22 protein-coding genes and 1 pseudogene are annotated in these 17681 nt (G+C 66.3%); 1 reads left to right on the forward strand and 22 read right to left on the reverse strand.

Annotation, left to right across the window (positions count from 1 at the left end; genetic code table 11):
- From K5Q19_RS15875 to K5Q19_RS15965, 19 genes and pseudogenes are all read right to left on the reverse strand, one after another.
- Positions 1 to 113: pseudogene (locus K5Q19_RS15875) on the reverse strand (flagellar motor protein MotB); the annotation flags it as partial.
- Between the two features lie 192 nt (positions 114 to 305).
- Positions 306 to 761 carry a DUF2793 domain-containing protein gene (locus tag K5Q19_RS15880; protein WP_292947200.1) on the reverse strand — a complete coding sequence of 152 codons (456 nt, stop codon included), beginning with the start codon at positions 759 to 761 and terminating at the stop codon, positions 306 to 308.
- 21 nt (positions 762 to 782) lie between these two features.
- Complete coding sequence (locus K5Q19_RS15885; RefSeq protein ID WP_292947202.1) at positions 783 to 2999, reverse strand: phage tail protein; 2217 nt, start codon at positions 2997 to 2999, stop codon at positions 783 to 785.
- Positions 3000 to 3004: 5 nt separating this feature from the next.
- A complete protein-coding gene (locus K5Q19_RS15890) occupies positions 3005 to 3415 on the reverse strand; it encodes a peptidoglycan endopeptidase (RefSeq protein WP_292947204.1) in 411 nt (136 codons plus the stop codon).
- Entirely contained in the window at positions 3412 to 4242 is an 831-nt protein-coding gene (locus tag K5Q19_RS15895; protein WP_292947207.1) for a DUF2163 domain-containing protein, read from the reverse strand. The genes K5Q19_RS15890 and K5Q19_RS15895 overlap by 4 nt, the downstream gene beginning before the upstream one ends.
- Before the next feature lies 1 nt (position 4243).
- A complete protein-coding gene (locus K5Q19_RS15900; protein WP_292947211.1) occupies positions 4244 to 6598 on the reverse strand; it encodes a DUF2460 domain-containing protein in 2355 nt (784 codons plus the stop codon).
- A gap of 16 nt (positions 6599 to 6614) precedes the next feature.
- Positions 6615 to 7193 (reverse strand): tail tape measure protein, encoded by a 579-nt coding sequence (locus tag K5Q19_RS15905; protein ID WP_292947214.1) that lies wholly within the window; start codon positions 7191 to 7193, stop codon positions 6615 to 6617.
- On the reverse strand, positions 7186 to 7395 hold the full coding sequence (locus K5Q19_RS15910) for a phage tail assembly chaperone (protein WP_292947217.1): 210 nt from the start codon (positions 7393 to 7395) through the stop codon (positions 7186 to 7188). Before K5Q19_RS15910 ends, K5Q19_RS15905 begins: the two co-directional genes overlap by 8 nt.
- Positions 7392 to 7724, reverse strand: a complete 333-nt coding sequence (locus K5Q19_RS15915) for a gene transfer agent family protein (RefSeq protein ID WP_292947220.1) — start codon at positions 7722 to 7724, stop codon at positions 7392 to 7394. Before K5Q19_RS15915 ends, K5Q19_RS15910 begins: the two co-directional genes overlap by 4 nt.
- On the reverse strand, positions 7721 to 8128 hold the full coding sequence (locus K5Q19_RS15920; RefSeq protein ID WP_292947223.1) for a phage major tail protein, TP901-1 family: 408 nt from the start codon (positions 8126 to 8128) through the stop codon (positions 7721 to 7723). The genes K5Q19_RS15915 and K5Q19_RS15920 overlap by 4 nt, the downstream gene beginning before the upstream one ends.
- 54 nt (positions 8129 to 8182) lie before the next feature.
- Positions 8183 to 8578, reverse strand: a complete 396-nt coding sequence (locus tag K5Q19_RS15925) for a DUF3168 domain-containing protein (protein WP_292947226.1) — start codon at positions 8576 to 8578, stop codon at positions 8183 to 8185.
- Between the two features lie 12 nt (positions 8579 to 8590).
- The gene (locus K5Q19_RS15930) at positions 8591 to 8740 is read right to left on the reverse strand and encodes a hypothetical protein (RefSeq protein WP_292947229.1); all 150 of its coding nucleotides are present in this window, start codon (positions 8738 to 8740) and stop codon (positions 8591 to 8593) included.
- Positions 8737 to 9285, reverse strand: coding sequence for a hypothetical protein (locus K5Q19_RS15935; RefSeq protein WP_292947231.1), 549 nt, complete (start codon positions 9283 to 9285; stop codon positions 8737 to 8739). The genes K5Q19_RS15930 and K5Q19_RS15935 overlap by 4 nt, the downstream gene beginning before the upstream one ends.
- 116 nt (positions 9286 to 9401) lie before the next feature.
- Positions 9402 to 10583 (reverse strand): phage major capsid protein, encoded by a 1182-nt coding sequence (locus K5Q19_RS15940; protein WP_292947234.1) that lies wholly within the window; start codon positions 10581 to 10583, stop codon positions 9402 to 9404.
- Positions 10584 to 10672: 89 nt separating this feature from the next.
- Positions 10673 to 11131 carry an HK97 family phage prohead protease gene (locus K5Q19_RS15945; protein WP_292947236.1) on the reverse strand — a complete coding sequence of 153 codons (459 nt, stop codon included), beginning with the start codon at positions 11129 to 11131 and terminating at the stop codon, positions 10673 to 10675.
- Positions 11128 to 11436, reverse strand: coding sequence for a DUF6127 family protein (locus K5Q19_RS15950; protein ID WP_292947238.1), 309 nt, complete (start codon positions 11434 to 11436; stop codon positions 11128 to 11130). Before K5Q19_RS15950 ends, K5Q19_RS15945 begins: the two co-directional genes overlap by 4 nt.
- Complete coding sequence (locus K5Q19_RS15955; RefSeq protein ID WP_292947241.1) at positions 11433 to 12596, reverse strand: phage portal protein; 1164 nt, start codon at positions 12594 to 12596, stop codon at positions 11433 to 11435. Before K5Q19_RS15955 ends, K5Q19_RS15950 begins: the two co-directional genes overlap by 4 nt.
- Before the next feature lie 86 nt (positions 12597 to 12682).
- The gene (locus K5Q19_RS15960) at positions 12683 to 13957 is read right to left on the reverse strand and encodes a terminase family protein (protein WP_292947255.1); all 1275 of its coding nucleotides are present in this window, start codon (positions 13955 to 13957) and stop codon (positions 12683 to 12685) included.
- Between the two features lie 53 nt (positions 13958 to 14010).
- Positions 14011 to 14541: a hypothetical protein gene (locus tag K5Q19_RS15965; RefSeq protein ID WP_292947244.1), complete on the reverse strand. Its 531-nt coding sequence runs from the start codon at positions 14539 to 14541 to the stop codon at positions 14011 to 14013.
- Between the two features lie 264 nt (positions 14542 to 14805).
- On the opposite strand from K5Q19_RS15965, the gene K5Q19_RS15970 reads away from it, so the two are divergent.
- Complete coding sequence (locus tag K5Q19_RS15970; RefSeq protein WP_292947247.1) at positions 14806 to 15450, forward strand: YqaA family protein; 645 nt, start codon at positions 14806 to 14808, stop codon at positions 15448 to 15450.
- Between the two features lie 13 nt (positions 15451 to 15463).
- Here the strand turns inward: K5Q19_RS15970 and K5Q19_RS15975 are convergent, their stop codons facing one another.
- The 3 genes from K5Q19_RS15975 to K5Q19_RS15985 all read right to left on the reverse strand — a co-directional run.
- Positions 15464 to 16000, reverse strand: coding sequence for an adenine phosphoribosyltransferase (locus K5Q19_RS15975; protein WP_292947249.1), 537 nt, complete (start codon positions 15998 to 16000; stop codon positions 15464 to 15466).
- A gap of 78 nt (positions 16001 to 16078) precedes the next feature.
- Complete coding sequence (locus K5Q19_RS15980) at positions 16079 to 16915, reverse strand: cytochrome c1 (protein WP_292947251.1); 837 nt, start codon at positions 16913 to 16915, stop codon at positions 16079 to 16081.
- Between the two features lie 34 nt (positions 16916 to 16949).
- Positions 16950 to 17681, reverse strand: a 732-nt coding sequence (locus K5Q19_RS15985; RefSeq protein WP_292947253.1) for a cytochrome b N-terminal domain-containing protein, incomplete at its 5' end; no start/stop codon positions are given.

The following is a 17681-nucleotide window of genomic DNA, read 5'->3' on the forward strand; positions in this document are numbered from 1 at the left end:
TCGACGATCATCGCGCCAGCATCGACCTCGACGTACCAGGAATCCTTCTTGGCGAGCGCCGGCGTTGCGAGCGCCGTGGACGCCAGGGCCAAGCCCATGAGCAGTTTCCGCATTATCATTTCCCCTTTATTCGAAGTCATGCCTCGGGTGTTGTCGCCATTAGCGGCTCTCGATTTTCCTTGCAAGCAAACGTGAGTGCGGCATGTTGCCAAAAGGCAACTAAAACCAGACATCTAGGCAACGAACCCACATCGCAGTGTCAGCGTCCATCGGCATGATCGAAGTTTGACCAGGGGGATAAGGTGTCAGGAAAGCACACCTGCGGCGCGTAGTGTCGCGATAAGGTTGCCGATAACGGCTCGGGCTTCGCTATCGATCACGGTGCCGCCTGCCGGAGCGGCCGGGGCCGCGGCGATCTGCCAATTGCCTCCGGCGAAATGACGGTAGGCGCTCGCCGCGATGTCGTAAGCGCGCATCCCTTCTCTTGGCGCGACAAAACGCCAGCCTCCGTCGCTCCAGCTCGCAATCCGGCCACTCTTCCCTGCAAATGCTCCGGTCGCGCTCGCGCCGACCAGCCAGCACTGCCCGCTCGCGGGTGCAGCAGGTGGGGTCGTGACGACTGCCTCGACGGCAAGGTGGAGCAGGACGTCGGCTGTCAGCAGGGCCTCATTCACCGTCACTTCCTTCTGGCTCTGGCCGGCGAAGAGCAGGGGAAGCGCAAAGCGAGGCGACGTGGGCGCAAAGCTCAGGGGGTCGGTCATGATCGGGTCCTCTCGCGGATGTCAGGCTGGAAACTCGATACGGAGCGGTACGGAGGCCGCGTTCCGTCCGATCTGGCGCACGGAAAAGAATTGCGGCGCACCGGTTGGCAATCCTGTGATCTGCTCGGCGGTCGCCACGAATGCACTTGTGGTGGCTTGCCAGCGCAGCGCCGGCGCATCCGGATCGCCGACGGTGACGTCCCAGAGTTCCGACTCTTCGTTCAGCGGCGTGTCGACGTTATCGAGCCAGAGCCAGGCCCCACGTGCGCGCCGGGTCCAGCGCAACGCGATAGAGCCATCGCTTTGCAGCACGGCCGTGCCATGAACGGGCGAAAGCGGCCGCAGCGTTGCAGCAGAATCCTCGATCGACACACTGACCGCAGAGGTGTCGCCCAGCCCGACCGCAACGATGCGCGTGGTGGCCGGATCGCCAATCTGGGTGGCATCGAGCTGCACCAGGCTATCGTCGATCAGAACGAACTGCTCGTTAGCAACGTGAGTACCGACAGCCCATTCTGTTCCGCCACGGCCGCGTAGCCAGTTGCCGAGCCGCCACACGCCGCCGCCCAGCGGGGTGGCGCTTGCGAACTGAACGATCTCGCTACCGATCCGGGCACGATTCGCCCCCTGCAGGAGTTGGGCGAGGCTGGCATCGGCCAGCTGCAGATCGGTGCCTGCCAGCACAACGTCCAGCGTCGATTGAAGATCGAGGAGAAGCGGCGATGCGGTTGCCAGTGCACCAACTGTCCTGCCCAGGCGCGCCCTGCTCCGCCCTGTCGAGCCGATCGAAGTCAGTGCACCGCCATCGCCGCTGAGATCCGCCAGCAAGGCAGCGCCGGTCCATCCCGCACTGGCGCCCGACGCTGCCGCGAAGACCGCAGCGGTCGTTCCACTGCCGGTCCCATCCCATGGCAGCGCAAACGCCTCGAGCACGGTCGGGGTGTGCGCAAGATCGGCTGCGGGATTGAACCTCCCCGGATCCGTCGTGGTCGCAGAACTCCCAGCTATCGCTCCGCTTGACGGGTTCGCGGCCAGCGACAGCAGCACACCATCCTGCTGCCACTCCCATTGGGTTACCCGCCACACGCCTGAGGCGATCGGAATGTTCACGAATGCACCGGGGGTGATTGCGGGATCGATTTCCGTGATCCGGTAGGTGATCGTATCGGCAGGGCGCGCTGCCCGGCGGCTCGCATTGCTGGCAAGCGTCTGCGCCTCGGCGGCGCTGAGGGCAGCCGGAAGTTCGATCACTTGCAGATCGCCCTGCTCGCTCCGGCCAATGCCGCGCTGCAGCCCCGGCTGATAATCGCGTGCCACATCGTAGTATCGAACCCCGCACTGACGAACGCGCGGTAGTGGTTCACGCTTGCGCGACCAGCCACTGGCCTTGGCCTCGGCGGATCGGCCATCCTTGTTCGCGGCCGCCGGACCCGGCAGGGCCACTGGCGTTACAGGCCCGGCCTGCTCTGCTGCATGGATTGCCAGAGTGCCGCCTGAAACAGCGCAAGCGATCGGCACTGCCTCGGAAATCACCGCCAGTGCGTCACCGGCAGAACCCTGATCGATACTGAACCCGGCAAGTCCGGTGTCCAGATTGCTGACGGCCGCCTCCGGCAAGATCGCTCGCGCGATTGCTCCGATCGAAGTGCCGACCGTGTCCGCCAGTATCTCGAAGGTCAGCGAGGGTATGCGGTTGCCATAGTCCGCGAGTTCCAGGTCCTCGAACACCGCATAGGCAAGGCCGCGATAGGCAGGACACCGCGTCACCCCTTCCGCCTGTGCCATCAGCGGGTCCGCTGCCTGGTCTCCATGGCCGAGGTGGACGCGCAGCGTGCCGCCTACCTTGAGATCGCCGTTCGCGCCTCGCAGCAAGTTGCCGTCGGCCCAGATACGGCCAATTCCTGCGATCGGCCTGCTCGCGATCGCCACCGCGAACGAAGACGTATAGGTGTACGTGGTGACGGAGGGGCGGCCCTTGCCGCTGCTCGCCGTATCCTTGTGCTCGACCAGTTCGGTCGCCCAGATCACACTACCGGCGGCCCGCATCTTGCCGAAGTGGAGCGGCAGTGCAGACCCGTAGCTCGATGTCTGGACCGTCAGGTCCTTCAGCCGCGGTCCTTCGACCTTGCGCCCGCCGAAGATCGCCGCATCGATCTGGCGGCCCACGATGGCCCCGATCGAGCCGCCAATCGGTCCGCCGAACACGGTGCCGACCGCGGTGAGCAGCAAAGTAGCCATAGGTCTCAGTTCCCGATCGAATGCAGTGAGGCTGGCACCTGCCAGCCTCTTGCGATTGGCCATGGCAAAGCGCCGGGCAGAAAGGTCACCCTGCCAATCCCGGCGTGGGCATGGATAAACCCGCCAGAAGTGCGGATCACGAGATGCGGCTGGATCGGACTCACCATCACCAGCACGACATCGGCATCCGGTGGCTCCACCGGTTCGAAGCGGTTGGCCTGCGCAAAGGGCAACAGGCCGCTCACCGACACGGTGCGCAGGCGGTATCCCGCCGGCACGACAGGTTCGGTTCCCGCCCGCCGCATGGCTTCCGCAACCACCCCCACGCAGTCGAGGCCCGTCACGGGATCCCGGCCATGCAGCCGAAAGCGGACGCCGATCAGGCTCGCTGCGGCCTCGGCAAATGCCGCGTTCATCGCTGTGCTGCCGGGTAGCGGGTGAGCAGATCGTTCCCGGGCAGAAATGGCTCGCCCTGGAAGTTGACGGCGTTACCGAAGCGGGTTGCGCAGGTACCAAGCGTGTGGTCGCACCCCTCGCGCAGCTCGATCCGTGTGCCTGTGGCCACATCCGGGGCCGTCGTCCGATCGAGCACAAGCCAGGTGCCTTCCACTGCCTCGATGCGGCGGATGAGCCCGGCTTCCGGGCCATCGATCCAGCGCAGCGTTCCGAAGGCCAGCAATCCGGTGGCCGGACCGCCCGACACGCGTACTGCCCCGCGATCTCCGGAAACGGCGGCAAGTGTCGCCTGATGCGTAAAGGCATTGGCAGAAAGCGTGCATCCCTCGGCACAGAATTCCGCGCGGCAGGTCGGGGCGGTCCGCGGCACGATCTGCCGCGCCAGCAGGTCCTTCACTGAACGCAGCTCGGCAGAGAAGCCAGCGCCTTCATGCCCCACGGTGCCGATGGTACCTGAATAGAGCGTCACGCGCTCGAGCGTCTCCCAGTCGACAAGCCCCATGGCGATGGAGCCACCGTCGAACCGGCCCGCCGCGAGGTCTGCCTCACGGATGGAATCATGGCTGAGCGCGCCCGCCACTTCCGCACTGTCGGCTTCGAAATCGGCCGTGCGGCGGATTGCCGAAGGCACCATGCCGGGCGCGGTCCGATGAACGAGGCCGCCGAAGACAAGGTCCCGGTCATGGCTCGTGAAGCCCAACGTTACGCCATCGCGCCGCTCGAGCCGCCACCAGATTGCCACGGTTTCAAGCGGCTGGCTGAACCAGACCCGTGTGCTCTCGGGCATGTCAGGCTTCCTCGCGCAGTTCGATCAGCGGCACGCTCGGTGCCTCGCCTGCAGCAAACGCGGCGCCGGAAATGTCGAGCCGGTCTTCGGCAAAGCGTACCGGCACATCGAACAGGAAGCCTGCACGAACGGTCTTGCCTGCTCCGGGCGCATCGGCAAACACGATCTCGCCAAGGTCATCCAGCGTCCAGCTGGTCACGGCCGCACCGTCGACACTCACCAGCAGGCTTTCCGGTCGCGGACGAGTAATGCGGCGCTGCTGCGCATCGCCGCCAAGCCCATAGGCCTTGACGAGAGGGAAGCGTGCCGCTGCCCCGTCCCCGGTCCCGATCACCTGATCCAGCGCGGTGGGCACACCGGTCATGCCGTTCGAGCTGTAGTCGGATGGATCACGCAGCCGGAACCCGCGCGCCTGTCCGCGCCGTGCCCGGAAGAACGCGATCAGTTCGCCCAGCTCCGCTTCCGAGCGTACACCCGGCCCCACGTCGAAGCGCAGCCTTGCGTCTGCCCAAAGGCTGTTGCGGCGCTCGAAACCGGATGCGGTGATCGTCACATTGGTCGAGAACTCCGGAGTCACCGTCGCGGATCGACCGATCGCAATGGGAAAGAGCACGTCGTCGAAGGGCTGCATCATGTCGTCCTCGCTGGCCGCCCCGGCGGTGGCATCGGGCAGGCGGGTAAAGCCGTCGCGCGCCACTTGGGGCAGCGCCCAGATGAAAGTCTCGGCCACGCCCAGTGCCTGCGCCTCGCTCGCTGCGGCGTCGATCCACGGCCACATGGTCTCGGCATCGGCGGCATCCAGCACAAAGCCTGAAAGGTAATGCTGGTGTGTGCGCGGGTAGCCGAGCCGAGCCTCCGCTTCGGCTCGCCCGCGCGTCCGCCGCGCTTCGAACCCGGCCGTCAGCCAGTCGTAGTCTTCGAGCTGAAGCACATCGAAAGCTGGTGATGCCCATCCCGTTGGCAGGTTCGCCCGGCGCGCCTCGGGCGTTGCGGGATCGAGCACGGTCGGCAGGAAGGCCAACAGAAGCGTCTCGCACGGCGCGCTCCCCGCTGCCGTTCGCACCGCAGCCGTCAGGCCCGCCGTGGAACCCGAGAGCAAGGCTCCCGCCGTATCGAGCAGCGATTTCTGCGCAGTTGTCAGCTTCGCCCCAAGGTCTGGAATGACCACCGGGCTGCCGCCCAGCGCTGCCTTGGCCGCGTCATCATAGAGGCAGATCTTGCGATCGGCGGTCACCCACCACCACGGCTCACCCACCTGATACCGCACCGGCAAACCGGCTTCCGTCAGCAATCCGGCCAGCCGCACCGCAACCTTGCGCAGCCAGTCGTTGGCTGCGGCGCTGGCCGGCGAAAGCAAGGCCGATGGCGGCGACCAGCCTGTCCGCGCCGGACTGCCGTCCGCTGCCCGCTGTTGCCAGGCGGCCGGACAATGCTGCGCCAGCAACTCGTACGATTGCGAGAGGATCACCGTGTATCCCATCGCCTTGGCGGCAGAAAGAAAGGCGCCATGCCACCGCTCCGCCGCCGGATTGAGCGCGGGCAGCGCGGGATCGACCACGAAACCTCCGGCACCGTCGGGCGCGAGCGGAAAGAAGTGGCTCATTCCCACATAGTGATTGATGCTGCCGCGATAGCCGAGGCCCCGAATGGTGCGCAGCAGGCGCGCGGGCGTCTGGTTGTAACCGTCGTCATAGCCCGTTGCCATGCAAAGCCCGTGCGGCGGTACCATCACATTGCCGATGGTGAGCATCGGTCTGTGCCCGCTGCAGCGCATCGCGCTCAGTTCGGCCCAGCCTGTCACTGCCGGTGAAAACGGCGTCGTTGCTGCCGCTGAATAACCGGGCGCGACAAGCGAGATGAACATCCGGTCGATGTCCGAGGGATAGACCGGATCGGCTTCCCCCGGCAGCAGAAACCCGCCCGCCAGCGCCGAGAACGGCAGCGTCACAACCGCGTCGGTCGGAGTTCCCGCCGCATAGTTCCACAGCCGCACATACCAGCTGTGCGGATTGCCTGCGGCATCCCGCCCTTCGATCGTCAGCGTCGGCCCATTGATCGCATTGAGCGGCAATATGCCGCTCGAACGCCAGCGAAACGACAGGGTGAGCCGAGCGTAGTCGCGGTCGGTATCATAGGCGAGCAGCGGGTGGTCCCACCGGTCCGCGCTTTCCCAGATCAGGCCGACGAGATCGTTCGCCTTCTGGAACACCGCATCGACTCGCAGCGCGTCAGGGGCCGTGGTCACCACCGAAGCCATCGCCGGGCGCGGGAAGTCGACCGTCCAGAACCGCGGATCGAACCGCTGGATCGTGTCGGTCGCCTGCACGGTGCGGCGGCTTGCCAGCCAGTAGCTCATCGCCCCTCGTTCCTTCTCAGTATTCGCTCAAGGCGCGCCGCACCGCCTGCGCCACCTGGCGGCTGGAGCGACGCAGGCTTTCGGGGCTGCTGCTGCCCTCGGGCGCCACGACCTTGATCGAGACGTTGACAGCCCGCGCGCCGCCGCCGGTGCCGGGGTCGATCTGCCCGGCCGATGTCGGCACGAACAGTTCCGGACCGCGCTCGCCGACCAGGTACGGTCGTCCCGGCGCAACCGGCCCGCCTGTCGCGCGGCCCGGCAGCCCGAAGATCGAGCTGATAAGGCTGCCGATACCGAGAATCCCGCCGCCGAGGCCGCTGCCTCCCGATCCGCCAAGCCCGATCGAGGCCAGACCGCCGCGGATCGCTTGCGCCGCAATGTCATCGAGCACTCTGAGCCCGGCGCGGCGCAGATCCTCGAAGCCCAGGCTGCCCCGCCGCACGGCACTCAGCAGGCCACGCTCCAGCACATCGCTGCCCCGGCTGAAGCCATCGACGACGATCGAATCGAAACTGCTGCGCATCTGTCCGACGTCGGCCGCAAAGCCCTCGGTGCTCGCGCGCACGTCGACAACCAGCGTAGAAAGACTATCCATGCGCGTCGCGCTCCATCATCGCGGACAGGGTGTTGCGGTCGATGCCATCCGCAGGCGGCGGTGCTGCGGCCATGACGATGGCAGCGAGCTCGGCCGGGGTGGCCGCCCAGAAGGTATCGGGCGACCAGCCGATCAGCAGCGCCGCTTGGCCCGAAAGTCGCGCCGCCGCCTCGCCGAAGCGGGTTTCGGCCTTGGCGTTCATCCGCCGCCCTTCAGCACCTGCACCAGCAGGCCCCGCAAGGCGGGTGCGCAGGCCGAAAGTCCGGCGCGGGTCACGGCCTCGGCAAAGTCCTCGCGGCTCTGGTCGGAGGGATGCGCGAGGCAATGCCAGAACAGCGCTACCATCTCGCCCAGCTTCAGCTCGCCGCCACTTGCGCGTTCAACGAGCCCGAACAGCGGCCCAAGCTCCTCTTCGGCGGCGACCAGTGCGCCGAACGACGGGCGCAGCACATGCGCCACACCGTCAAGCAGCAGGTCTGCCTCGCCGCGATGGGGATTGGCGCTCACCGGCGTCATCGGTGCCCCGCTCATGCCTGCACCACCGCGCCCGAGCTTTCGAGCGAGAGCGTGTAGTTGCGCTCGCCGTTGAAATCCCCGGCGTAGTCCAGCCGCTGGACAAGGAACTTGCCGCGCATCTTCTCGCCGCCTTCGAAGGAAAGCTCATAGTCGGTGATGGTGCCGGCCAGCGCATTGCCGCGCACCTGGGCTTCGGCACTGCTGCCGAGGAAGATGCCGGCCGCGCTTACGCTCACCGAGCGCGTCCCCGCGCCCGAAAGCAGCTCGCGCCAGCCACCCGAATCCTTGCTGGTCACGACCACCAGCTCGCCGTTGATCGACATCTGCGTCGTGCGCAGCCCGGCCACGGTGTTGTAGGTCGGCGTTGTGGCGCCATCGCTGATTTTCAGCAGAAAGGCGCTTCCCTTCTGTGCGGGCATTTCGGTTCTCCTGATGGGAAGGAAGGCATCACATTCGAAAGTCTCGGCCTTGGATCAGACCGCCAGCACGCGCGCCCGGTATTCGAGCACCAGCGAGCGCAAGGCCTCGCCGCGCTGCTCAGCCCGTGCCTTGAGGAAGGTCAGGCTGGCGATCTGAAAGCCGCTCGCACTCTGGTCTGTCGGCAAGCTCTCCATCCGCGCCTCGATGGCGCCGATCAGATCCGTCTCCGCCAGCTGCTCATAGCCCCGGTAGTTGAGCTCGAGCGCGATGCGGATTTCGCGTCCCCGTCCGGACTTGTTGCTCCAGTCGGTGCTTGCGCTCGCCGTCAGCGCCAGCCAGGGCAGCGCGGTCTTGATCGGCGCTTCCTCGACGATGGCGTTCAGTCCCTCCGCCAGCGTCGGATCAGCGGCAAGCCAGGCAATAACCGCGGCGCGAAAAGCCAGTTCCATTGCTCACTCCTGTCACAGCAGCGGCCACAGCCACCGCGCGGATCGCCAGTTGGCCGTATTGTCCGGTGCGTTGCGGCTGGCAGCCCGGGCTTCGGCGATGCGGCGCGCGGCGGCGATCAGCTGCTGCTGCACCTGGGCAAAGTTGCTGCTGACGCGGCTCATGCGATGCGCATCCGCCGCCACGGCCGCCACAGCGCGGCTACCGAAGCCGGCGGACCGGCCATGGTCTTGTCATTGTCCCGCGCACGGTGCTGGTATGCAGCCCAGCGCACCAGTCCCTGCTGGATTGCGTCCGGCAGGGTGTCCCACCCTTCCGCCATCCCGGCGGTGAACTTCACGGCGATGCGGGTCTGGTCGATCGGGCGCGCCAGACGCAGGCGGCCCGTGCCATCGGCATCGATATCGATATCGTAATCGGTCGGTGCCAGTGCTGAACGGGTGCCATCGGTTGCAATCGCCAGCACGCCGGTGATCGCCTTGACGGGGCGGGTCGCCAGCGATTGCCAGTCACCACAAGCCCGCAGCACTTCCTCGCAGCCCGATACCAGCGGCATCGTGCCCGTAAAACCTTCGCACAGTTCCAGCGCGGTCCTGATCAGACCTGTCAGCTCAGCGTCATCGCGCGCCGTGCTGATGCCGAGCCATGCCTTGATCTCGGCGAGCGCCGTCGGTGCTAGCGTTGGCGGCGCGATAATTGCCCGCTTCATGGCAATCTCCGGTGTTCTGGGGATGGAAACGGAAGAGGGGCGTCCGCGGCGTGAGGGGAGCCGCCGCGGACGCGGGGGCAGGCGCGTCAGGGGATCGCGCGCCTGCCCCAAGCAGGTCAGGTCGAGATCTTGAGCGGCTTGATCGCGTCGCTGTCGAGCACCTGGCCACCGACCCGGCGCGTGGCATAGAACTGCACGTAGGGCTTGTTGGTATAGGGATCGCGCAGGATCGTCGTCGCGGTGCGTTCGGCGATCAGGTAGCCGGCCTTGAAGTTCCCAAACGCGATCGGGAAGCTGCCCGCGCCGACATCGGGCATGTCTTCGGCCTCGATCACCGGGTAGCCCAGCAGCCGGCTCGGTTGGCCGTCAACGATCCCGGCCTGCCACAGGAACGAGCCGTCGGCCGCCTTGAACTTGCGCACCGTTGCCAGCGTTGCCGAATTCATCATCCACACCGCGCCCTGGCGCAGCGCAGCCTTCATCGCAAAGACCATGTCGATCAGCTTCGATTCCGGCGTTGCGTCAAACGCATTGGCATTGCCCGATGCGATGAACTGCAGCGTGCCGAACGGGCGGGCCGTATCGTTCTGCGCCGAGGTCGGCCCTGTCAGGAAGCCACGGGGCTGATTGGTGCCAGTGCCGTTGATGAAGGCGACGCCTTCGGCACGGGCGAACTCGCTGGCAATCTCGCCCGCCAGCCACGTGCTCACATCGAATGCGGCATCGTCCAGCATCTGCTGCGTGGCCGAGGGATTGGCATAAAGCTCGCCCAGCGGCGGCACGATCTCGGCAAACTTGGGGCTGGCCGTCTCGGTGCGCGCGCCGGTTTCACTCGCCCAGCCGGAAGCCGTACCACCGATCGAGATCAGACGGCGAAAGCCGCTGGTGCTGGTCTGCACCACATTTGCCACGCTGCGTACCGGGCTCATCTTGAGCAGGCGGCGCGCGATCTCGGCATCGATCGGACGCGGAACGGTAAAGCCGCCATCCGCCGGTGAAGCGATCGAGAATCCCTTGATCTCGGTTTCGCGACCCATGCGAAGATAGCCGTCGACAAAGCCCTTGAGCTCCGGCGAAGCGTCAATCGCGCCATCTGCCGTGCTGCCGATCACCGGACGAACCGCCGCACGATTCACCTTGTCGAGCCGGCCCTTCACTTCGGCAATGTCGCCGCGCAGCGCCTCGATTGCGGCCGCGGTCTCATCCTGACGCGCCACGATGTCGAACGACGCGTCGAACGCGTCGGCCTTGGTCTCGATCGCGCCGTTCATGGCGCCTTCGGGGGTGTTGATTTCCATGGAACCGAACGTCCTTTCTTGATGTCGGCCGTCATTGCGGAGCCTCACGCTCCGGGGCGGCCGTTCCTGGGGTCACGAAAATGCGGTGGTTATGCTGGCGCCAATCGGCCGCCACTGCTGTCGACGTAGTGGACCCGGGCGAGTTGCTGCATCGGCCGGGTCACCAGGCTGACTTCGATCAGGTCGACGCTGCGCAGCGCGCGCCCGCCGCCCTGCGGTGCGGCTTCGCGCACCCGATATCCAAACGAGAGACCATTCACGGCGCCGGCGGCCAGGGCCTTTGCTGCGGGTCCAGCGCCCGGTGAAAGCGAGGCGATCACGCGCAGGCCGTGGCGATCTTCCTCGGCCAGCTCGACCCAGCCGATCCGCTGCCCGGCGCGGTGCTGCCACAGCAGTGGCAGGCGCACGCCCGCTTCCTTGCGCGCTGCCAGCGTCGCGGCAAACGCCCCCGGCACGATCACGTCGCCGCCACTGTCGCGCTTGCCGAATACCGCCGCATAGCCCGCAAAGCGCACCGCTGCAGGCGCCGCGGTCACATCCGCGCTCACTTCAGCAGGTCCTGCGATCCAAAGCGGACCGCGATGCCCAGCAGTAGTAGCGCCAGCACGCCGCGCACCACCCAGCCGACCACCGCCTTCCACGCGCTCGCCTTGGCATCGCGCCATGCCCGCAACAGCTCGCGCAACTCGGCAAGGTCCTCGTGCGCGGTCTCGTCCGCCATGCCCATCTGCTCGAGCGCTCGTGCCGCGCCTAGTTCGCTCGCCTCCTCGACCACCGCCCTAAGCGTAATGAGTTCAGAGCCCTCGCTCCCGGCCTGCGCCAAAAGGCCGGCCAGCATGTCCTCGCGTCTCATGCCAGGTTCTCCGCAATGCCGAGCATCTGCCGCTTCTCGGCGGGTGTCAGAAAATCCGCTGCCGTCACCTGCGACCACAGCGCCTGCCGGTCCTCCGCCAGCGCGGGCACCCGGTCGAGCTCGACCGCCAGCTTTGCCTCGGCAAACCAGGGTTCCAGCCCTTCAGCGAGCGCATCGAGGACCTTGCCCGCCAGCGGCAGCAGCGTGAGCCGCCACAGCGCCCGGTTGGCCTCGCGGTAGTTGGCGTAGGTGTTGTCCCCCGGCAGTCCGAGCAGCATCGGCGGCACCCCGAAAGCAAGCGCGATGTCCCGCGCGGCCGCCGCCTTCAGCGTCGCGAAGTCCATGTCCGCCGGGCTCAGCGCCAGAGTCTGCCACTTCAGCCCGCCTTCCAGCAGCATCGGCCGACCGGCATTGGTCTCACCCGAAAACGCAGCTGCCAGTTCGGTCTTGATCCGCTCGAACTGGTCCGCGCTCAGCGCCGCGCCCGGCTCGCCCGGATCATAGACCAGAGCACCGGAAGGCCGCGCCGCGTTCTCCAGCAGCGCCCGGTTCCAGCGCGCGGCGGCATTGTGAATCGCCACAGCCTCGTCCGCCGCCTCCAGGCATCCTGCGCCATAGTGGTCATCAGAGGGATGGAACGCGCGGATATGAATGAGGTTGGGCCGACCGAACTCGTCCACCGCATCGATCTGCAGCATGGTCTCGCCCAGCGTGTAGGTGAAGGCCGCCGGCCAACCCTTGCTGTCGGGCACGATCCGCACCCGTTCGGGTCGCAGCGCAAAGAGTTCGGCCGGTTGGCCATCGGCGTCGCGCAGCACCTGCACATAGCCGTTGCCGTGCAGGAGCAATTGGCTCGCCAACGTTTCGAGCAGCGCCTGCCCTGCGCTTGTCGCGCTCACCAGCCGGACCAGTTCCGGGTCCGAAGCAGCGATGGGCGCGCTGCCCACGCCTTCTGCCACCAGCCGCACCGCGCGCTGCGCCACGGGATTTCTGAGGTAGGCTTCACGGATCGCGGCGGGGTAGTTCAGCGGCCCCCGCGCCTCGCCGCCCCGCCATTGGAACGCCTCGGCCCAGGGCGAAATGAACCCGCGCGCCAAGGGCGCACGGTCGGATACCGCAGCGCCCTTGAAGGCCGCCGCGAGGCTCTGCAAAATCGACATGTCCAGCCTTTCAATTCGCTCAGGGCAGTTCAGCTCCCCTCCCGCTTGCGGGAAGGGTGGGGGTGGGCCTGTTCATGAAGCCAGCCTCAATCAAACCAGATGCGCGGCTCTCCGGTGCGCCCCAACATCAGCTCGGTCAGCGCCCAGACACAGGCATCGGCCCGGTCGGGCGATCGGCCGGGCCCCTGATAGGTTCCACCCGGCAGCAGTCCGCACAGCTCATCTTCCAGCCGTGCAAACATGCCGGCATGGCGTACCCGCCCGGTCTCATAGAGCGCGGCTACAGGCTCGGCCCGCGCCGCCTTGCCGCGCGTTGCATGCACCAGCCGCAGCGGCAGCGTGGCATTGGCCGCCCGCAGCACGGCTTCCACCATCGCCCCGCCCTGGTTCGCCTCGGCCACCACGCGGTCGGCCGACCACGTGCGCGCCGTCTCGGCCACCGCGCGGGCCCAGCGTTCCGGGCTTGCCTTCTCGACTGTGGCGTCCGTCAGAACGCGCGCAACGCCATCGTCGCCCAGCCCGCAGACCACGATCCCGCAGGCATCGCCCTCCGCGCTGGCCGGAGGGTCTACCCCCACGATCACCCGCTTCATCGCCGGCACCGCGGTGGTTTCGCGGCAGACCTCGAGCAGGGCGCGTGTCCACAACGCACCGGGCAGGTCATCGATCAGCTCGCCGTCCAGTTCCTGCCGCCCCAGCAGCGTCCCGCCGAACTCGCGCGTCACATCGGCGATGAACCGACCCGGCAAGTTGGCTTCGTTCTCCAGCGTCGAACCACGCGTCAGCACGACATCGCCGTCCTCGCTCACTTGCGCCATCAGCCGCCGGACCAGCGGCACTGCGCGCGGCGTCGTCGTGGCCACGATCTGCGGCGCATCGCCCAGCCGCAGGCCGAGCATCAGGTTGTCCCAGCAGCGCCGGGCTTGGCCCTGGTTGTCATCCCATTTGGCAATCTCGTCGCACCACGCATGGCTGTGCTGCGGCCCGCGCAGCGCCTCGGCCTCTGCCGCCGAATAGAGCAGCGCCTGCGCTCCGTTCGGCCACACGATCCGGCGCAGCGATGGCTCATAGCGCGGCCGCATGTGTGGCGGGCTCACTGTCATGATCCCGCTCTCGCCCTCTACCATCACGCTGCGGGCCTCGTGCAGCGATGAGGCGACCAGTGCGATCCGTGCGGAATGGTCGCGTTCGGCCACCATCCGCACCCATTCCGCACCGGCCCGCGTCTTGCCGAACCCACGACCCGCCATGATCAGCCAAACCCGCCAGTTGCCGTCCGGTGGCAGCTGCGATGCGCGGGCCCACATTGGCCAGTTCGTCAGCACGACGTCGCGTTCGCCCTGGTTCAGCGCCTCCGGCAACGTCCTGGCCAGCCGATCTTCGTCGTGGCGCAGAAAGTCTAGCCTATCAGACCTCACGTCGGGTTCTGCTGCGTGGGCAGGATTGCATGCGCCATGGCTGCGGCATCCCGCTGCGCCTTGGCTTCCATCACCCGGCGCCGCAACTCGTCAACCTTGCGATCGATTGCGGCGCGAATGTCCTCCACGCCCGTGTGCTGGCGCTGCGCCCGTTCGCGCGTCGTCGATTCGCGGTGCGCGGCAAGCAGACGGAGCGCGGTGGCATTGTCGAAGCTCCGTACCCCCTTCTTGGCTCCGGCGGCAGGTTTCACTTCGCCGGTGCGGAGCCGGCAGAGCAGCTCCATCTCGAGGTTGTCATACCCTTCGCAGAGCGCCACCTGCCACTCGCGGTTGAATTCGTGATTGAGCCGCCGACGGGTGTAGGCGGTCGAAACATCAATGGATGCAGCGCGGGCTGCCGCTGCCACGTTCGAGGTATCTGCGAGCGCGGCGAGGAAGATGTCAGCCCATTTGGGGCGGACATCCGCCTTGGTGCGACGCAAAGGGGCGGCGGTGCGCGGTGCGGGCGCATTGGGTCGCTTGGCCATGAAGGTTCCGTCGCTGAGGGAGGGGAAGACCGCGTGTCCCGACTGGGGGGGTGGCGACTCGGTCTATCGCGATGTTCCTGATATGTACTCAATCAGCGTGACGATGTCAAGAAGTTTGTACCTATTTGGTTAGTTGGCTTGCCCCTAGCACTTTGGCGCCTGCTCGCTTAGGGAATGTTTGGATTGCGTTGCTAGGTAACCTTCGCGGGCCCCGTCCCGATTCTGCCCGCAGGCGCCCGTTTGATCAGTCGAGTACCCAGCCCAATGCTTCGCAGCCTCTATAACTGGACCATGGCCAAGGCCACGCACCCGCTTGCCGAAGTGTGGCTGGCGCTGTTCTCGGCCATGGAAGCAAGCTTCTTTCCGGTCCCGCCACATCCGCTGCTCGGGCTTATGTGCCTGGCCGAGCCGAAGAAGGCCGTGCGCTACTCGGCCATTGCAACCGCCGCGTCAGTGGTCGGTGGTCTGCTCGGTTATGCGATCGGCTATTTCCTTTTCGCCAGCGTCGGCAAGCAACTGCTCGAACTGCTCCATCTCGCCGAAAGCTTCCCCCGCGCGGCTTGCTATTTGCGCGAGTACGGGGTGGAGATCATCGTCATCAAGGGCGCGACGCCAATCCCGTTCAAGCTGCTCACGATCACGGCAGGCTTCATCGCCATGCCGATCATCCCGTTTCTGCTGGCCAGCATTGTCAGCCGCTCGATCAGCTTCATGATCGTCGGCGGCATGTTCCGCCTGTTCGGTGCCCCGATCAAGCGCGTGATCGACAAGTACCTTGGCCTCGTCACCATCGGCTTCGTCGTTTTCATCGTCGGCGGCTTCTATCTCGCCAGCGTGGTCAGCGGTGCGAGCACTGGCAGCGCCGAAGTCTCGGCGCGCTGCGCCAAGGCTACCATCGCAACGCTGTGATGGTGCCTCGGGCTCAGTGCCCGGGAAAGTCCATCAGCGCTTCGACGGAGACACCTGCACCGCGTAGCCGTTCGGCGCCGTGCAGGTCAGGGAGATCGATCACGAACAAGGCATGGTCGACCCTTGCTCCCGCGCCGCGCAGCAGCTCGGTAGCGGCCAGTGCCGTGCCGCCCGTCGCGATGAGATCGTCGACGATTACAACGCGTGCGCCCTTGGTTATCGCGCCGGGATCGATTTCCAGCCGGTCGCGCCCATATTCGAGCGCATAGTCGATCCCTACAGTGCGCACCGGAAGCTTGCCCGGCTTGCGCACCGGCACGAAACCGAGCCGCATATGCGCCGCCACCGCCGCGCCGAAGATGAACCCGCGCGCTTCCATCCCGGCGATCACTTCGGCACCCGCGGCCGCCGCCATTCGCGCCAGATGCGCGATACAGGCGGCAAAGCCCTCACCGTGGCTGATCAGCGTTGTCACGTCGCGAAACAGGATCCCCTTGGCGGGGAAGTCGGGCACGGTGCGCACCAGCGCCTTTACTTCATCCTTGGTCATGGCGCGCCCTCCATAGCCTTGATCACAAAAAAGGCCACCGTTGCCGGTGGCCTTTGTTTGTTACTCGGGTTGCAAGCCTCAGTGCTTGTCGGCCCAGACATTCCGCTTGGCGAGGTACGCAAGCACCGTTGCCGCCAGCAGGAAGCCCAGCACCGGCCAGCCCGTCTGCTTGCGCTTGTCAAGCTTGGGTTCGGCCGTCCAGGTCAGGAACGCCGAAACGTCCTGCGCCATCTGGTCGACGGTCGCCTTGGTGCCGTCACTGTAGGTCACCTGGCCGTCGCTCACCAGCGGAGCCGGCATCGCGAGGTTCAGGTTGGCGAAGTAGGGGTTGAAGTACAGACCGTCGGGCGTCTTCGCGTCCGGGAACATCTTGAGCAGTTCCTGGCCTTCTTCGTTCTTGTAGCCCGCCTGATCGACATAGCCCGTCAGCAGCGAGTGGATGTACTGCGCCCCGCCATGACGCGACTTGGCGATCAGCGAGAGGTCCGGCGGAACGCCCTGACCGGCGTAGTACACCGGCGGGAAGTGGTCCGAAGGCAGGTTCGGACGTTCGCCGCGGTCACCGGTCTTCGAATCGAAGGTCTGGGCCTTGGTGCCCCAGTTCTTCGCGATCGCCTTCACTTCGGCTTCGTTGTAGCCAAGCTGACCAAGGTCACGGAACGCGACCTGCTTCAGGCTGTGGCAGTTCGAGCAGACTTCCTGGTAAACCTTGAAGCCACGCTGCAGCTGCGCCTTGTCGAAGGTGCCGAAGGGGCTGTCGAACGAGAATTCGACTTCCTTCGGATGCATGTGGAACAGCTTTTCCGCGCTCGGCGGGGTCGGCTGGGTCGCCGCGTTGTAGGCACCGTTCCCGAAGGACCAGAGCAGCGCGACGGCGAAGAAGAGGCCAACGAGCGGGCCAAATAGACGGACCATGAGGTTTCCCTTTGGATGTGCCGGGTTGGCAGGCTCAGGCGACAGCCGGGGTTGCGGGAGCGAGGGTGGCGTGCTCGTCCTTGCCCAGCACGGCCTCGGTGATCGAGAACGGCAGCGGCGCAGGCGTTTCGATCGACGAGACAACCGGCAGGATCACGAGGAAGTGCAGGAAGTAGTACATCGACGCGATCTGCGAGATCATCACGTAGGGCTCTTCCGCCGGTGCACCGCCGCAGTAGCCCAGCACCAGCACGTCGACGACGAGCAGGTAGAAGAACTTGCGGAACAGCGGGCGGTAGTGGCCCGAGCGGACCGGGCTCGTGTCGAGCCAGGGCAGGAAGAACCACACCAGGATCGCGCTGAACATCGCGAGCACGCCCATCAGCTTCGCCGGAATGAACATGAAGTCCGAGGTGAAGGCGCGCAGGATCGCGTAGAACGGCCAGAAGTACCATTCGGGCACGATATGCGCCGGGGTCGAGAGCGGGTTCGCCGGGATGTAGTTGTCCGGGTGGCCGAGCATGTTCGGTGCGAAGAACACCAGCGCGCAGTAGACCAGCAGGAACACGCCGAGGCCGAAACCATCCTTGGCGGTGTAGTAGGGGTGGAACGGCACGGTGTCCGATTCCTGCTTCACTTCCACGCCGGTCGGGTTTGACGAGCCCGGGATATGCAGCGCCCAGACGTGCAGGATGATCACACCCAGGATCACGAAGGGCAGCAGGAAGTGCAGCGAGAAGAAGCGGTTGAGCGCGGCGTTGTCCGG

The organism is Novosphingobium sp., from assembly GCF_019748365.1.
In the GTDB taxonomy this organism is placed as follows: domain Bacteria; phylum Pseudomonadota; class Alphaproteobacteria; order Sphingomonadales; family Sphingomonadaceae; genus Novosphingobium.

Bases quoted from the DNA above. Each gene is read 5' to 3' on its own strand.
- K5Q19_RS15880 (WP_292947200.1), bottom strand. From the start codon at position 761: ATGACCGACCCCCTGAGCTTTGCGCCCACGTCGCCTCGCTTTGCGCTT.
- K5Q19_RS15885 (WP_292947202.1), bottom strand. From the start codon at position 2,999: ATGGCTACTTTGCTGCTCACCGCGGTCGGCACCGTGTTCGGCGGACCG.
- K5Q19_RS15890 (WP_292947204.1), bottom strand. From the start codon at position 3,415: ATGAACGCGGCATTTGCCGAGGCCGCAGCGAGCCTGATCGGCGTCCGC.
- K5Q19_RS15895 (WP_292947207.1), bottom strand. From the start codon at position 4,242: ATGCCCGAGAGCACACGGGTCTGGTTCAGCCAGCCGCTTGAAACCGTG.
- K5Q19_RS15900 (WP_292947211.1), bottom strand. From the start codon at position 6,598: ATGAGCTACTGGCTGGCAAGCCGCCGCACCGTGCAGGCGACCGACACG.
- K5Q19_RS15905 (WP_292947214.1), bottom strand. From the start codon at position 7,193: ATGGATAGTCTTTCTACGCTGGTTGTCGACGTGCGCGCGAGCACCGAG.
- K5Q19_RS15910 (WP_292947217.1), bottom strand. From the start codon at position 7,395: ATGAACGCCAAGGCCGAAACCCGCTTCGGCGAGGCGGCGGCGCGACTT.
- K5Q19_RS15915 (WP_292947220.1), bottom strand. From the start codon at position 7,724: ATGAGCGGGGCACCGATGACGCCGGTGAGCGCCAATCCCCATCGCGGC.
- K5Q19_RS15920 (WP_292947223.1), bottom strand. From the start codon at position 8,128: ATGCCCGCACAGAAGGGAAGCGCCTTTCTGCTGAAAATCAGCGATGGC.
- K5Q19_RS15925 (WP_292947226.1), bottom strand. From the start codon at position 8,578: ATGGAACTGGCTTTTCGCGCCGCGGTTATTGCCTGGCTTGCCGCTGAT.
- K5Q19_RS15930 (WP_292947229.1), bottom strand. From the start codon at position 8,740: ATGAGCCGCGTCAGCAGCAACTTTGCCCAGGTGCAGCAGCAGCTGATC.
- K5Q19_RS15935 (WP_292947231.1), bottom strand. From the start codon at position 9,285: ATGAAGCGGGCAATTATCGCGCCGCCAACGCTAGCACCGACGGCGCTC.
- K5Q19_RS15940 (WP_292947234.1), bottom strand. From the start codon at position 10,583: ATGGAAATCAACACCCCCGAAGGCGCCATGAACGGCGCGATCGAGACC.
- K5Q19_RS15950 (WP_292947238.1), bottom strand. From the start codon at position 11,436: ATGAGACGCGAGGACATGCTGGCCGGCCTTTTGGCGCAGGCCGGGAGC.
- K5Q19_RS15955 (WP_292947241.1), bottom strand. From the start codon at position 12,596: ATGTCGATTTTGCAGAGCCTCGCGGCGGCCTTCAAGGGCGCTGCGGTA.
- K5Q19_RS15965 (WP_292947244.1), bottom strand. From the start codon at position 14,541: ATGGCCAAGCGACCCAATGCGCCCGCACCGCGCACCGCCGCCCCTTTG.
- K5Q19_RS15970 (WP_292947247.1), top strand. From the start codon at position 14,806: ATGCTTCGCAGCCTCTATAACTGGACCATGGCCAAGGCCACGCACCCG.
- K5Q19_RS15975 (WP_292947249.1), bottom strand. From the start codon at position 16,000: ATGACCAAGGATGAAGTAAAGGCGCTGGTGCGCACCGTGCCCGACTTC.
- K5Q19_RS15980 (WP_292947251.1), bottom strand. From the start codon at position 16,915: ATGGTCCGTCTATTTGGCCCGCTCGTTGGCCTCTTCTTCGCCGTCGCG.